General features: G+C 65.5%; 10 protein-coding genes. 7 read left to right on the forward strand and 3 right to left on the reverse strand.

The window, feature by feature from the left end:
- Positions 1-41: 41 nt before the first annotated feature.
- The 3 genes from A4H34_RS01910 to A4H34_RS01920 all read right to left on the reverse strand — a co-directional run bounded on the left by A4H34_RS01910 (position 42) and on the right by A4H34_RS01920 (position 4542).
- On the reverse strand, positions 42-1463 hold the full coding sequence (locus A4H34_RS01910) for an AI-2E family transporter (RefSeq protein WP_064230887.1): 1422 nt from the start codon (positions 1461-1463) through the stop codon (positions 42-44).
- 92 nt (positions 1464-1555) lie between these two features.
- Positions 1556-2983, reverse strand: coding sequence for an MFS transporter (locus tag A4H34_RS01915; protein WP_064231650.1), 1428 nt, complete (start codon positions 2981-2983; stop codon positions 1556-1558).
- Positions 2980-4542, reverse strand: coding sequence for a CCA tRNA nucleotidyltransferase (locus A4H34_RS01920; RefSeq protein WP_064231649.1), 1563 nt, complete (start codon positions 4540-4542; stop codon positions 2980-2982). The genes A4H34_RS01915 and A4H34_RS01920 overlap by 4 nt, the downstream gene beginning before the upstream one ends.
- 75 nt (positions 4543-4617) lie before the next feature.
- On the opposite strand from A4H34_RS01920, the gene A4H34_RS01925 reads away from it, so the two are divergent.
- The 7 genes from A4H34_RS01925 to A4H34_RS01955 all read left to right on the forward strand — a co-directional run bounded on the left by A4H34_RS01925 (position 4618) and on the right by A4H34_RS01955 (position 15310).
- Complete coding sequence (locus A4H34_RS01925; RefSeq protein WP_009198117.1) at positions 4618-5148, forward strand: NUDIX hydrolase; 531 nt, start codon at positions 4618-4620, stop codon at positions 5146-5148.
- A complete protein-coding gene (locus A4H34_RS01930; RefSeq protein ID WP_064230888.1) occupies positions 5141-7591 on the forward strand; it encodes a DUF6049 family protein in 2451 nt (816 codons plus the stop codon). Before A4H34_RS01925 ends, A4H34_RS01930 begins: the two co-directional genes overlap by 8 nt.
- A 120-nt stretch (positions 7592-7711) precedes the next feature.
- The gene (locus tag A4H34_RS01935; RefSeq protein WP_064230889.1) at positions 7712-10261 is read left to right on the forward strand and encodes a protein kinase family protein; all 2550 of its coding nucleotides are present in this window, start codon (positions 7712-7714) and stop codon (positions 10259-10261) included.
- Positions 10262-10362: 101 nt separating this feature from the next.
- Entirely contained in the window at positions 10363-11298 is a 936-nt protein-coding gene (gene trxB, locus A4H34_RS01940) for a thioredoxin-disulfide reductase (RefSeq protein WP_064230890.1), read from the forward strand.
- Positions 11299-11373: 75 nt separating this feature from the next.
- Entirely contained in the window at positions 11374-13173 is a 1800-nt protein-coding gene (locus A4H34_RS01945) for an N-6 DNA methylase (protein ID WP_138587129.1), read from the forward strand.
- The gene (locus tag A4H34_RS01950; RefSeq protein ID WP_050758768.1) at positions 13163-13873 is read left to right on the forward strand and encodes a hypothetical protein; all 711 of its coding nucleotides are present in this window, start codon (positions 13163-13165) and stop codon (positions 13871-13873) included. The genes A4H34_RS01945 and A4H34_RS01950 overlap by 11 nt, the downstream gene beginning before the upstream one ends.
- A gap of 93 nt (positions 13874-13966) precedes the next feature.
- Positions 13967-15310 (forward strand): aminotransferase-like domain-containing protein, encoded by a 1344-nt coding sequence (locus A4H34_RS01955; RefSeq protein ID WP_064230891.1) that lies wholly within the window; start codon positions 13967-13969, stop codon positions 15308-15310.
- Positions 15311-15464: the final 154 nt, after the last annotated feature.

The raw sequence follows: 15464 nt of genomic DNA on the forward strand, positions 1-15464 counted from the left end.
GGCACCTAGTATATAGAGGACTGTTTGGCTTGTTTCTTAGATTATCTTGAATGCTCATCCTGCGCAGCCTTGGCTGAAGACGACGCAGAGCTTCTTGAGCCTCCCGAATCTCCGCCTTCAGGGGCCGACTTGTGCCCCAATCTCACTTTGGAACGGCGCAATCCGGTTTTGGGACGCTCGGATTGCGAGTGTTCGTCGAGCTCCGCGGACATAAAATCGACGAAGTCGTCGTCGGTGGGGTTCTCGACGTCGTAAAAGCCGCTGTCATAACGTTTTTTAGCTTCGGACTCGGGGATGATGAACACTTCGAGCCATCTGGTCTGAACGCTCGAGTCAATGAGGAGCGCCTTCGCGAAAAGCGTAAGCGGGACGGCCAGAATGGCGCCCAGGGGGCCGATGACGACGGTCCAGAAAAGAAGCGAAAGGAAAGTGACGGTTGTCGACAGGCCGACGGCGTCGCCCGTGATCTTCGGCTGGAAGATCCCCTGGATCACGGAGTTGATGACGCTGTAGGCGATCACCACCCACAGGGCCGTGAGCCAGCCGGAATCGAGCAGCCCCATGAGCGCGGGCGGCACGAGGCCGATGACGAAGCCGATGTTCGGTATGTAGTTCGTGACGAAGCTGAATATCGCCCACGCCGCCGGCATGGGGACGTGGAGGAAGGCCAGGACGATCCCGTTGACGACCGCGACGATCGCGCCGAAAATCGAGGAGACGATCCAGTACTGGCGGACCCGCCCTTCGAAGCCTTCGAGGGCGTCGTGGAAGTGCGAATCGTGTTCGTAGACGATCTTCGAACGGAACTTCATCGTCATCGTGTCGACGGTGATGAAAAGCATCGACAGCGAGATCATTCCGAGCAGGCTTCCCGCAGAAGTCAAGTATTCGAGAACGGTGGTGACCGCGGTGACGATCTTGTCGAAATCGAGGTTGTCGAGCAGGTCTTTGGAGAGCTTGCCCGAGGAGAGATTGTATTTTTCGGCCAGATCGACGACGTTCTGGACGAGGCCTTTGAAGCTTCCCGAATAGCTCTTGAGGGTATCGGGAAGGTCGATGAGGGACCACACGGTCAGGCCCACCATTCCCAGCAGGAAGCCGAAAAGCGCGGTCATCGTGAAGATGGCCGAGAGCCACGGCGGCAGGCCCTTGCGTATGAGCCACCTGTGGATGGGGCGCACGGTGAGGACGAGTGTGAGCGCAAAGAAGGCCGGGCCGAACAAGTTGCTGACCTCGTGCAGCCCGATGCAGCCGAATGTCGCAAGGGAGAAGACGATGAGCGCCTTCATTCCCGCAGGAAGGGTTCGCCCCTGGTCTTGTGCAGAGTGCTCCGCCAGGACCTTGCGCGCTGTCGACTCGACGTTTCCGCCCGACCCGCCGTCCGCTTCAGCCGACTTCGACGGTTCCTGCTCCGGTGAGGCCGTCTGGGAGCCGGGCAAAGGCTCTTCATCCTGCGAGGCCATCTAGGCTCTACCCTCCTCGATCGTGTACATCTAATCTAGTCTGCCCTATAGACAGCGCGCCATGGCCGCCAATGCGGGAAAACAAGCGCGTGTCACACTTCTTCGGCCGTCTGGGGATTTGCCTTCCCCGCCCGGGGACATGCCTTCCCCTTCTCAAGCTCCGAGCCCGTCGCCCGGGTACTTGTTTCACCCGCAGGAGGGACTGGTTTCCCCGCGGCGGGGCCCGCGTCCCTCGGACTCCCACCGAGCCGCGCCATGGCCCAGAAAAAGAGGAAAGCCAGGACCCAGACGAGCGCGAACAGCGCCGTTTGAACGTCGCGCGACCATCCGACGTCGGGAAGCGCGGCAAGGCCGACCCCCGCCGCCGCGCACACGCCCAGGTTGAACAGGACGTCGTACAGGGCGAAGGCTCGTCCGCGATAGGCGTCGGAGGCGTCGGACTGCACGATGGTGTCGACGGCGATCTTCGCTCCCTGCACCCCAAGTCCGACGAGGAACGCCCCGACCGCCAGCGTGCCCGTCCTCGGGGCGAGGACGAAGGTCGCCTGACCCGCGGATCCCCCGATGAGGCACGTGACGACCCATTGCCAGGGGGCGATCTTCTCGTGCGCGATTGGCGTCAGGACGACGGCGACGAACTGCCCGGCGACCATCGCTCCGCCGAGCGTGCCGAAGTAGGCGAGGCCGGCGTCGGCGTCGGACGGATCGGCGAGGAGGTTCCTTGAGACGAGGATGATCATGATGAATTCCATCTCGTATACGAATCGATGGAGAGACATCGTCGCAAGGGCCAACGCCGGGGTCCGCCTGCGGGTCAGGTAGGCGGCGGCGTCGACGAGGTCGCGAACCGTCGAACGAAAGGAGGGCGAGGCCGGCTGCGATTCGAGCTCTTCGCGCTTCGGGCCCAGCTGGTCGGGACGCAGAAGGCTCGCCAGGCCGGAGGCGGCGAGATAGAGAAGCGCCGCGACGAACAGCGAGGCGACGTCCCGCGAGGAGCCTTCCGGCAGAAAAACGCGGATGAGAAAACCGGCGACGGCGCCGATCCCCATCGCGAGCCCGCCGAGCGTGGGGACCACGGAATTGGCGGTCAGAAGCTCGCGTTCGCCGACGACCGACGGCAGCCCGGCCGAAAGGCAGGAAAGGAGGAAACGGCTCAGGCCCAACGCGCAGAGCGTCAGCGTGTAGACGATCCCGATCCCGGCCGATCCCCACGTGGCCGCGGCGACGCACAGCGCGAAGAGGCAGCGCACGGCGTTTCCGAACAGGAGGATTTGGCGACGTCGCCACCTGTCGAGAAGCGGGCCGAAGAAAGGGCCGACGAGGCTGTACGGGCCGAACATCACCACGATGGCCGCGGCGACCCCGGCCGCGGACGTCATGGACTGCGGGCTGAAGAAGAACAGGGAGGCCAGTCCGGCCTGGAACATGCCGTCTCCGACCTGGGAGACGAGCCGCACGCCCAAGAGCTTGCGAAAGCCGACGGATTTCGCAAGCGTCGACAGATCAGCGAGGACGCTCACGGCTCGCCCGGAGCGGAGCCGGCGGCCGGAACGGAGTCTTTCACGCCGGAGCTCCGCTCGGACCACCAGGCCAGCAGGCGGCGTTCGGCTTCTTCCTCGCCGAGAGGGCCCTCGTCGAGGCGGAGCTCGAGAAGATAGTTGCGGGCGGCGCCTACTTCGGGTCCGGGCTTGAGGCCGAGAATCTCCATGATGCGGGCGCCGTCCAGGTCAGGCCGGATGGCGTCGAGCGCCTCTTGCTCGGCCAGGTCGCGGATGCGCGCCGCGAGCTCGTCGTTGCCCGCCTGGAGCCTGCCGACCTTGCGGCGGTTCTGAGACGTCACGTCCGCGCGAATCAGGCGCATGAGGCGCGGAAGCAGGTCCCCGGCGTCGCGCACGAAACGGCGCACGGCCGAATCGGTCCACCCGGCCTCCGAGAACCCGAAGGCGCGCAGATGGAGCTCGACGAGCCTCGCCACGTCCTTCTCCGTCTGCTTGTCGAAGCGCAGCGCCGCCATCCGCTTGGCCGCCATGCGCGCGCCGACGACGTCGTGCGCCCGGAATGTGACCGATCCGTTCTTTTCGAAACGCCTCGTGCGCGGCTTGCCGACGTCGTGGAAGAGGGCGGCCAGCCGCAGCGTGAGGTCGGGGCCCTCAAGCTCGCCTCCCAGGAGGTAGGCTTCGTACTCCTTCCTGGACGCGGGGTCCTCCAGTGCGATCGCCTGGTCGACGACGGTGAGCGTGTGCTCGTATACGTCCTTGTGGCGCTTGTGCTCGTCCACCGTGTCGCGCAGCTGGGCGATCTCGGGAAGGACGACGTCGGCCACGCCCGTATAGACGAGCAGTTCGATTCCCCGGCGCGGCGCGGGCGAGAGCATGAGCCTTTCGAGCTCGGCCCGGATCCGCTCGGCGGAGACGATTGCGAGGCGCTCGGCCATCTCCGCCATGGCGGACATGACGTCCTCGCCGACGTCGAATCCCAGCTGCGCGGCGAAGCGGGCCGCGCGCATGATCCGCAGGGGGTCGTCGTCGAAGGATTGAACCGCGGTTACGGGGGTTCTCAAAACCCCGCCGACGAGGTCGTCGAGGCCGCCGCACGGGTCGACCAGCTCGAGCTCGGGGAGCCGAACGGCCATGGCGTTGACGGTGAAGTCGCGCCGGGAGAGGTCGCCCTCGAGGGTGCGGCCGAAGTCGACCTTCGGCTTGCGCGAGCCGACCTCGTAGGAGTCGGACCGATACGTGGTCACCTCCGCAGTCACGCCGTCGCGGACGGATCCAATCGTGCCGAATTCTCGGCCGACGTCCCAGGTGGCGGCGCCCCATGACGAAAGGAGCCTCTCAGTGATTTCGGGGGGCGCCGACGTCGTCAAATCGAAGTCGTGAATGGGCAATCCGAGAAAGGCATCGCGGACCGGCCCTCCCACGAGTGACACTTCGTGCCCTGCATCTGCGAAAATGGATCCCAGTTCATCGATGGCCGGAGGGAGGGACCCAAGGGTCTTATGCCCCTGAGCAAGGAGCAGAGCCCGGCGGTTGACTCCGGTCGTCGCCGCATTGTGTATCGGTTCGTAGGAGGGATTCACGCGTTGCACCTTATAAGGGTGCCATGTTCGATCGTCTCTGCATACTTCCGGTGCGCCATAACCTACGTGAGAAACATGTCGACATCAGCACCGCGGCCTTCGCCGACGGGACGGCACCGGCGCAAGCGCACGCCCCGGGCCGTTTCCGCCATCCACCATCCTTATCCCGTGGTGAACGAGACAAGCGCGGGCGGCGTGGTCCTGTCTGTCAAGGACGGATGGGCTTACGTCGCCGTCATTGCACGCCGCAACAGGGGAGGCCGCCTCGAATGGTGCCTTCCCAAGGGCCATCTGGAAGGAACCGAGACCCCGGAGGAAGCCGCCGTGCGGGAAGTTTCGGAGGAGACCGGCATATTCGGAAGGGTCCTCACCCACCTGGCGAGCATCGACTACTGGTTCTCGGGCGCCGACCGCCGCGTCCACAAAGTGGTCCACCACTTCCTCCTCGAGGCGCTGTCGGGCTTCCTCACAACGGAAAACGACCCCGATCAGGAGGCGGAGAAGGTCGAATGGGTCCGCATCGACAAGGTCGGCTCGCGCCTCGCCTACCCGAACGAGCGCCGAATCGTAGCCGCCGCGCGCGCCATCCTTTCGGGGCGTGATTGACGTGAAGGACACGAGCAGGAAGACGGGCGCTGGCGACTCGAAAGCTGCGGACAAGGCGAAAGCTGCGGACAACGCGAAGGGCGGGCGGCGCGGGGGACGATGGGTTTCGGCCCTTCTGGCCGCGCTCGTCTGCCTCTCCGGCGCCTTCGCCGCTCCGGCCTCCGGCGCTTTCGCCGCTCCGCGCGCACATCCGGCCTCGAGTCCGCGCCCAGCGTCGATCGCACACGCCGCGCCGAGCGCACACGGCGCTTCAGGCGAGCGCCTCTCGAATGCGGGCGCATCTTCGGGCCGCTCCGCAACCTCGAACGCCCACTCGGAGTCGGCTCCGGCGCGAATCGGCAGACCCGCCTCGACCGTCCCGGCGGAGAGGAAGGCGCAGCCGACCGTTCGAATAACCTCGGTGGGCTCTCCGATTCTCCAGCCCAACGAAAATCTCAGCGTTTCGGCCGAGGTGAAGAATCCGGGCTCGACGCCGATCACAGTCTCTTCCTCGAAGCTCACCGCTCAGAAGAACGTCCCCGGATCGCGTTCGCAGGTGCTCGCATTCCTCCATGGGTCCGGGTCCGCCCGAGGCTCGGCGGGCATGGAGACGCTCGTCGAGCGCAAGGACTCCGTCGTCGTCCCCGCGGGATCGACGGCGACGCTGACCTTCACCGTTCGGCGCTTCATGCTGCCGTGGGGAGCAACGGACGAGGATTGGGGGCCGCGAGGAGTCGAAGTCTCTGCGACGATCGGCGAGAGACAGGCCAAAGACCGGTCGATCGTCGTCATGGCGCCCACGGTCCCGGTGACGCCGATGCCGGCGGCCGCGCTCGTTCCGCTCACGTCTGCCCCTGCCGAGATCGCCTCGAATCCTTCCGTGAAGTCGCAGGCCGAGCATCGCACGCCGACGATCCCAGAAAGAATCCCCCGGGCGGTCAAGGAGCTTTCGGCGCCCGGAGTGACGCTCGCACTCGACCCGCTCATCGCCGACGTCGCCGGCGCCGACCTGACCAAGGCGCTCGCCTCCTTTTCCCGCGAGCGCGCCACTCAGCTCATTCTCACGGCGCCGGGGGATTCCGACGTCGCCGCGAGGATGCACGGCTGCGACGACGCCGGCGAGCTCGACTCGTGCGCCAAAGCCTACCTCGATGCGGAAAGGGCCCTCGCGACGAGGGTATCCGACGACATCTCCGCGAGGCTGAACATTGACGCTCCGCGCACGGACATCGCCCTTTTGCCGCCGCAGACCGATTCGCTAACGGCCACCGGGCTTGCCAGCGCGGGCGGCGGCCCTGCGGTGCTCTCGGGCAATCAGACTCCGATCAAGGGCAAGGGAACCACCCCGTCGGCGCGCATGCGGCTTCCGGGCACATCGACCGCCGCCCTGGCATCGGACACCGCCATGAGCGCCGCATTCTCCGGAACTCTTCCCGAAAACGCCGACGCCGACTCGACCCCGTCGGGATCGGAGACCCTCGACGCTTTAGACGCCCGCCAACTCGTGCTCGGCCTGTCGGCGGCCACCTACAGGGAGCGGCCGAGCACGTCGCGCGTCACTTTGATAGAAGGGGATCGTGCGGGCATGCCCTACCTCGGGCAGGCAGATCCGGCGAAGGCCTCGACGGACAGCGCCCTCAGCCCCGAGAACATGGGCGAAACGGTCCGGGCCTTGATGTCGGCGCCGTGGGTGGCGCCGACCACCGTGAGCGGCGCTTTTGACCAAAGCCCGTCGACGGTCGCTCGAAGCTCGCTTCCGGAGTATCGCTCGCCGACGGGGATGCTCACCCGCAAGGAACTCGAGCGCATCGACTCGGCGCGGAAGAACTTCGACGCGATCGTCGAGATCTCTGGGAACAAGGCGCTGCTCAACCAGACGGTCACGGCCCGCGCCTATTCGCTGACCGGCGTCGCCTGGCGAGCTTCGAGGGACTCTCGAACGGAAGTCCTCAAGGCCTACGAAGCGGACGGACGAATTTTCCTCAGGAGCATCGCGGCCGAGCGGTCCTCGACGATCAACATCATCTCCACAAAATCGGAGATCCCGATTCACGTGGGCAACTCGCTTCCGGTGTCGGTCACCGTCTGGGTCGAATTGCACTCGCGCGATCCGCGTTTGAAAGCCGGCAAGAAGGTGAAGGCGACTTTGGCGCCCAGCTCCTCGACCAAGGTCCTGATTCCCGTCAAGGCCTTCGGTTCAGGAAACGTAACCGCCGATGTCAGGATCCTCAACGAGGCGGGGGCCTCCGTGGGTGTGACGAAGTCGCTACAGACACGTGTGCGTTCCGACTGGGAAAACATCGGAACCGGCGTTTTCTTGGCTTTCTTTCTCACGCTCCTCATCGTCGGCACCGTCAAATCGCTCCGCAAGGGACGCCGTTCGCGCTCATTCAGTCCCGAAGAGGTTCGTAAGGCACGTAGGGAAGCCGCTGCAAGGGCAGCCGCCGCAAAGGAGGCAACGTGAAGGGAATTCCCCTCAAATCCTCTGGCAAGGCGAGCCTGACCCTATCAAGTTTGCCCGGTAATATGGACGGCGTCGCACACGTGGTTAGGAGTTCTCGCGCGTGTCCACGAAGGGAGTGTCATGAATAGCTTCGCCCAGGCCGGTCAGGTGATCGCCGGCCGCTACAGGCTCACCGAGCCCTTCCCCGAGCAGCCGCCGTATCCCGGCGTTCGAGCATGGAACGCGGTCGACACGCTGCTCGGGACCTCGCTGCGCATCCTCGCGTTGGACCCCAGCAACCCGAATGCGAGCGAGGTGCTCGACGCGGCGAGGCGCAGCTCGCTCATCGACGACCCGCACGTCGTGCGCATCATCTCCGTCGGCGAGGACCCCGCCGCCCACTACGTGGCCACCGAGATCCCCCTCGGGACGCCGCTGTCCGCCTATCTCCACGGCGTCCCCTTCAGCCCCGACCAGGCGCAGGCGCTCACGGGCGAAGTCGCGAGCGCGCTCAATTCCGCGCGGGCCAGAGGAGTCCGCCATCTTCAGCTCACGCCCCAGCACATCCGGGTAGGCGTGCTGGGCGAAGTCTTCATCGACGGGCTGGGCGTCGAGGCGGCGTTGGCCAACCTTCGCGCGGATTCGATGTCCAGTTCTCAGGCAGACCGCATGGAGTCTCGGGGAATCACGGTCCTCTTGGCCCGGCTCCTCACCGGAGACGGGAAATCCAAGGCCGACGCCGTCCTGCGGTCCGCCGCCGAAAACGGCTCCCTGCCCGGGGCGCTGCGCAGCACGTGCACGCGAGAGCTCCGAGGACTGGGCGCACTGTCTCCGGCCGACCTCGTTCGCGAGCTCGCCCCCTGGGGCGCCGTCGAGCCCTCGGAGTTCCCTTCGGCGAGCGCATCGAGCAAGACGGCCTCGCCGGCGGCCGAGCCTGTCGCGGCGGAAGGCTCTTCCGACCGCGCACCGGCGGAGGCAGACGCGGACCGGGGCGATCGGGAGGGAGAACCGTCCGTCGCCGGTCCGGCGGCCTCGGACGAAACCGGCTCTGCGCAGGGCGACATCGACCCTCTTTCCGACGAATCCGTAAAGTCAAGCGGCATGAAGCCGAAATGGTCGAGTCTGGGCGCTTTCGCGGAGGAGCACCCCGAGGCGGTCGATCCCTCGGCCACCGCCATCTTCCGTCCCGAAGACTTCGGCGACGCCCCCGAGGGGGACTACGTGAGCATCGCGGACGGCCCCGAAGACAAGGTCTCTGAAGACAAGACGATTGAAACCGCGACAGCGCGGGACAAGGAGACCGCAGAAGGCAAGAAAGCGCCGCAGGGCAAAAAGGCATCACAAGGCAAGAAGAAGACTCAAGGCGGCAAGAAGAAGTCCGCGCAGGGGAAGAAGAAGGCAGGCGCCGGTAGCGCCGCCGCAGCGCAGCAAGTCGAGCTTCCTCAGACTCAAGTCGAGCTTCCTCAGACTCAAGCCGAGCTTCCGCAGACGGCGGTGTCTTTGCAGGCAACCGAACCTTCCGAATCTCAGCAGGCGGCCGGCGCCCCCGATCCCGCTGCCGATGCAGCCCAGGCTCCGGGAAAGCCTTCCGGCTCTTCCGCCGACGACGGGGCCGCCTTTGCACAGGAGGCGAAACGGAAGGCAGACGCGGGGAACGGCGACGCAACGCTCGCGGGCCAGGTGGCGGAGAAGCACGCCAACGACCACGCCGCAGCGGAGGCAAACCGCGCCGAGGTTGTCAAAGGCGAATCCTCGGCGGGGGAAACGGAAGACGCCTCCGAAATGCCGCCGTCGTTCCTGCCTCATTCGGGCAATGCGGCGGGGGCGGCCACGGTTCGCATGCCCGTCTCCTCGGGCGGCCAATCGTCTGCGTCGGCCCGCACGCCTCCGGGCCAGGCGCCTTCGCAGAATCACGCTGCTCCGGCGGGTCAAACGGCTCCGGCAGCTCAGGAAGAGCCCTGGCTTCTCGGCGCCCAGCCGGAAGAGCCGCTTCCTTCGGGAAACCTGGCCGGGGAGGAAATCGACAGGCCGCTCTACAATCCCTCGAAGGTCGTTGTGGCGCTCGCTCTCGTACTCATCCTCGTCGTCGGGGCATGGGCGGTTTTCAAGTTCTTCTCGCCGACGAGCGTCTCCACGACCAAGCCCACGGCCACGAAGTCGCTCGAGCCGACCAAAGCTCCAAGCGGCGCCAAAAAGCCGACCGAGAGCCCGACGAAGAGGGAGGATCCGGACAAGCTTCCCGAGCCGAAAGTCTCGAGCGTCTCCCTCCTCAACCCCTACGGCGCCCAGATGGAGCCGTCCACGGTCAACGAGCAGGACAATCCCTCTCAAATCCGGTATCTGACGGATCGAAAGCCTTCGACCTCGTGGCAGTCCTGGTGGTACGGGGACGCCTCCTACAACGGGAACAAAGAAGGGATAGGCTTGGCCATCAAGCTTTCGGGCAAGTCGAAAGTGTCCTCGATCAAGATCGAATCCAAGCTTTCGGGCGGGAAGGTCGAGTGGCGCAACTCCTCGGAGTCTTCGCCTAACAGCGGCGACGTCGTCGCCGAAGGCGGGCTCAAGCCGGGGCTGACCCTTTCAGCTTCGGAACCGGTGGCCACCGACACCGTCGTCCTCTGGTTCCCCGAGCTGTCGAAGGAGAGCGCCAAGAAGTACAGGCTCGACATTTCGGAGATCACCGTCGAGTGACGAAAGGCGCGCCCCTGCTGCATGCGGAAGCCGGACCGGGACGTCGGGAATAGCGGAGCCCCTTGCGCGCGTTCACCTCTCGACACCTACGAAAGGCAGACATGACTGAGAAAGTTCACGACGTCGTCATCGTCGGATCCGGCCCTGCCGGCTGGACGGCCGCCATATACACGGCGCGCGCGGGATTCGAGCCGCTGGTCGTGGCCGGCGCCCTCGAAGCGGGCGGAGCGCTCATGAACACCACCGAAGTCGAGAACTTCCCGGGCTGGCCCGATGGGATCATGGGCCCCGACCTCATGGACAAGTTCCAGGCCCAGGCGCAGAAGTTCGGCGCCTCGGTCGAGTACGAAGACGCAACAGAGCTCCGGCTCGAAGGCGACGTCAAGACTGTCGTCACAGATTCCTCGACGTACAAGGCAAAAGCGGTGATCCTCGCGCTCGGCTCGGCTTACAGGAAGCTCGGCCTCGAGGGCGAACGGCTCTACTCCGGCAAGGGCGTGTCATATTGCGCAACGTGCGACGGTTTCTTCTTCAAAGACAAGGAGATCGCCGTCGTCGGAGGCGGCGACTCGGCGCTGACTGAGGCGCTTTTCCTCACGCGTTTCGGCTCGAAGGTCCACCTGATTCACCGCCGCGACCAGTTCCGCGCGTCGAAGGTGCTGGCAGACCGCGTCGCGGCCGACCCCAAGATCGAAATTCACTGGAACAAGACTGTCTCCGAGCTTTCCGGCGGCGAGACCCTAGAGTCCGCCACGCTCGCCGACACCGTCACGGGCGAGACCTCGGTGCTCCCCGTCGCGGGACTCTTTGTCGCGATTGGCCATGACCCGCGCACGGCGCTCGTTCGCGACGAAGTCGCCTTGGACGGCGCCGGGTACATCTTGGTCGAGGAGCCCTCCACTCGCACGAACGTCCCCGGAGTCTTCGCGGCCGGCGACGCCGTCGACCACACGTACCGCCAAGCCATCACGGCGGCGGGTTCCGGAGCTCGCGCCGCCCTGGACGCCCAAGCTTACCTCGAAGATCTGCACGACTGACCGGAGACTTCGGCGTCGAATGCCAAGGCGTCGCGTCCCCTGAATTCTGTCGGAGGCGCGTAGCATCGTATGAGTATGTCCGAGTCTTCCGCTTCCGACGCCCGCAAAGCCCGCGGAGCCTTCTTCACTCCCGCTCCGATCGCACGGTTCATCGTCGATTGGGCGGTGCGCAGGGCGGGCGACAGCGTCCTCGATCCCTCGTGCGGCGACGCCGCCTTTCTTGCGCCGGCCGCGACGAAGCTTCTCGAGCTTTCCTCGGTGAGGCAGGTCGCGGCCTGCGTTCGAAAGCCCGCGACTGGCGAAGGGTGCGCCCGCAAGGAGAAGGAAATCCGCGGGGAGGGGCCTGTCGGCGAAAAGTCCGCGGGACGCGAGGCAGAAGTCTCCGAAGCCGTGCCCCGTGAGATCCGGGTCGACGGAGTGGACGTCGACCCTCCGAGCGCGGCGGCTGCCCGCGAACGCGTCGTCGCGCTCGGTGCGCACGCACATGTCCAGGTCGCCGATTTCTTTGCAATTCCGGCCGAAGCCCGCTACGACGCCGTCGTAGGCAATCCTCCCTACGTCAGGTATCAGGGGTTTGCGGGCGCCTCGCGGACCGCCGGCAGAGAGGCGGCCCTGCGAGCGGGGGTGTCCTTGACGGCGCTCGCCTCGAGCTGGGCGCCCTTCGTTGTCCACGCCTGCCAGTTTCTTGTGCGAGGTGGCAGGCTCGGCTTCGTTCTTCCCGCCGAATTGCTCAGCGTCAACTACGCAGCCCCCGTTCGCCGTTTTCTTTTCGACAGTTTTTCGGGCATCGAACTGGTCCTTTTCGAAAGCCGGGTGTTCGACGAGGCCCAGGCCGACGTCGTCCTCCTGCTGGCCGAAGGATACGGAGGCTCGACGTCGCACGCCGCAGTCCGCCAAGTCCGCGACGAACGCGATCTGGCCGCCGCATCTCCGCGTCCGCGCGCGGCCCGCCACGACGGAATGTGGGCGCCCGCCTCCCCTGAAGCCAAATGGACCGAGTTGCTCGCACCCGCCACCGCCCTTGCCAACCTCGACGAACTGCGCGATTCTTCGGCATTGACGCCGCTCTCCGAGTGGGGCGCGGTCAAACTCGGAGCGGTCACCGGCAACAACGGTTACTTCACGCTTTCACCCTCTCGCGCCCGCGAACTTGGATTGGACCGCCGCGACCTGCTCAGGATCAGCCCGGCGGGAAGCTCCCATTTGCGCGGGATGTCTCTCACCTCAAAGGCGTTGGCGATTCTGGGAGAAGAAGGCCGAGGAACGCTGCTTTTCAGGCCGCGAACCCCCCTGTCCGCCGCCGCACGGCGCTACATTCGCACGGGCAGCGAAACCGGCGTCGACCTCGCATACAAATGCAGAGTGCGGGATCCGTGGTACATCGTTCCGCTCCCGGCCGTACCAGACCTTTTCCTGACGGCAATGAACGCCGAAACGCCGCGTCTCGTGGCCAACAGCGCCCGCGTGCACCACCTCAATTCCGTTCACGGCGTCTGTCTGGCGGAGGAACTCCGCCGCTTGGGAACAGAGCTGCTTCCCCTGGCCAGTCTCAATTCTGCGAGCAGACTCAGCGCCGAGCTCTCCGGCCGCAGCTACGGAGGCGGCATTCTCAAACTGGAGCCCGGCGAAGCCCGCAGATGGCTCGTCCCTTCGCCCACGCTCGTAAGCGAACGGCTCGAAGAACTGCGGTCGATCAAAGCCTCGGTCGCGCGGGTTCTGCGGCGAGGCGAGCTGTCCCGCGCAACCGAAATGGTCGACGCCGCCCTCGGACTGGCGAGCGCAAAGCCGGGCTCGGCCGAACCCGGCGGCCTTTTCGCGGCTGCCGCGGCTCTGTCGCGTCGGCGCATGCACAGAGGGAGGAAGCTTGGCCGATAAAGCCGAAGAAGCCAGAGCCGAGGAAGCTGGAACCGAGGCAGAAGGCCAACCGCGTTACGCGCTCGTTTTCGCAACGGCGCGCTGGTGTGAGCCCGCCGTTCCCATGCGCGCCATCTTCGACGAACTGGTCCGCGACCTCGAACGCAGAGTCGTCGAGGCCCGTCGCAGCGTCGCTTCGCTCACCAACGGAAACCTGCCCGTCAGTAACGCCTCGCCGCCTGCCGGGTCCAACTCGCTTCTCACTTCGGCCTTTTCGCGCATCGCAGGCGTGCGCGCCGTCGTCCTCGACGTCGACGAAGTCGACGCGGTCTTTGCCTCGAGGGCCGACGACGCCGCATCCGGCCGTCCCCCCGATCCCGCTTTTGAGCTCGACCCGCTCATTTCCCCCGCTTTCGCCGAAACGATCGACTTTGTCCCCATGATCGTCCTCATGCGGGAAGGGAACCGGTCCACAGAGGACCGGAACCGGGCAACGGAAGGCCGGAACGGCCTGACAGATAACCAGAACCGCTTGACAAATAGCCAAAACCGGCCGACAGAAGAACGGCATCCTCTGCAAAAGGAACCGAACAGCGGGGTGAATCGGCGCGAAGCAGAGGGCGGGGAACTGGTGCGCTTCGCCGGTCAGCTGCCAAAGCTTCACATTCGCGACCGGATTCTCGAAGCGCTCGGCAACGACCTTCTTTCTCCGGCTGCGTGAGTTTAGCCGATCCGTGGCAAACTTAGAAGGGTCGCACTTCCGGCGGGAACGCGTCCGGAAACCGGGGTGCGCATAGTCGACCGAGGAGACGCCATGAGCGACAAGCAGAGGAACGCCGACCGGGCGAGCGCCAATCGCGCGGCCGTTGCCACCGGCACACGCCTGGACCCCTGGTACAACACCTACGCCGATCGCGCGCTCGGAATGAGGCAGTCCGAGGTTCGTTCGCTCTTCGCGGTGGCAAACCGCCCCGAAGTCGTCTCGCTCGCCGGGGGCATGCCCAACATCGAAGGCCTGCCCCTCGAGTTTCTCGCGGAGATGAGCAGCCGCCTTCTGCGCGATCGCGGCGCGTCGATCCTCCAATACGGTTCAGGCCAAGGATCCGATGAACTGCGCGAGATGATCGTCGAGGTCATGCGCCCCGACGGCATTCGCGGCCATGCGGACGACGTCGTCGTCACCACCGGCTCCCAGCAGGCTCTTGACCTCATCTCCCAAATCTTCATCAACCCGGGCGACGTCGTCCTTGCGGAAGCCCCCTCGTATGTCGGGGCCCTCGGAACTTTTCGGGCCTATCAGGCGAACGTCGTGCACGTTCCTATGGACGCCGAGGGCCTCGTTCCCGAAGAGCTCGTACGCGTCATTGACGAGCTTGAGGCCGAGGGCAAACCGATTAAGTTTCTCTACACGATTCCCAATTTCCACAACCCGGGCGGGGTGTGCCTTTCGGCCGAGCGCCGCCCGCGCATCGCCGAAATCTGTCAACGCCGCCACATTCTCGTGGTCGAAGACAATCCCTACGGCTTGCTGGGTTTTGACGGAGACCCGATCCCGGCCATTCAGTCGATCAACCCTGACGGCGTCGTCTATCTTGGCTCCTTTTCGAAGACGTTCGCGCCCGGCTACCGCGTTGGTTGGGCGCTGGCGCCCACGGCCGTCGCCGCACGGCTCACCCTCGCCAACGAGAACGCGCTTCTGTGCCCATCTACCTTCGCGCAGCTTTCGATCAACGAATACCTGCGCACCTACGACTGGTATCAACAGGTCAAGGAATATCGCGAGATGTACCACGAACGCGGGCGCGCCATGCAGGAGGCGCTCGAAGAGTACATGCCCATGTGTTCCTGGAACAGCCCTGAGGGCGGCTTTTACACCTGGGTCAAGCTGCCGGAGGGCCTCGACGCACAGGCCATGTTGCCGCGCGCCGTCACCAACCTGGTGGCTTATGTTTCGGGAACGGCCTTTTATGCCGACGGCCAGGGGCGAGATCATATGCGCTTGTCCTTCTGTTACCCGACGCCGGAGCGAATTCGCGAGGGCGTACAGCGCCTGGCCGCGGTGGTTCGCGCCGAGGCCGAGCTCGTCGACATGTTCGGCCTGCGCGGCGGCGACGGCGCCAAACCTTCGCCTGGGGAGTTCGCATGGCCGCGAGTGTAAGGCGGGCGCAAAGACTCTGAACGCCGCACAGCGGCCGCGCGTCGCAGACGATCGAACCAGGCCAATCTTCAGCCCAATCCGACCGACCCCAATCCCGCCCGACCGACCTCAGTTCAATCGATCTCAGCCCAATCCGACCGACTTCAGTCCGATC

It is taken from the genome of Peptidiphaga gingivicola (genome assembly GCF_001652275.1).
Classification (GTDB): Bacteria; Actinomycetota; Actinomycetes; order Actinomycetales; family Actinomycetaceae; genus Peptidiphaga; species Peptidiphaga gingivicola.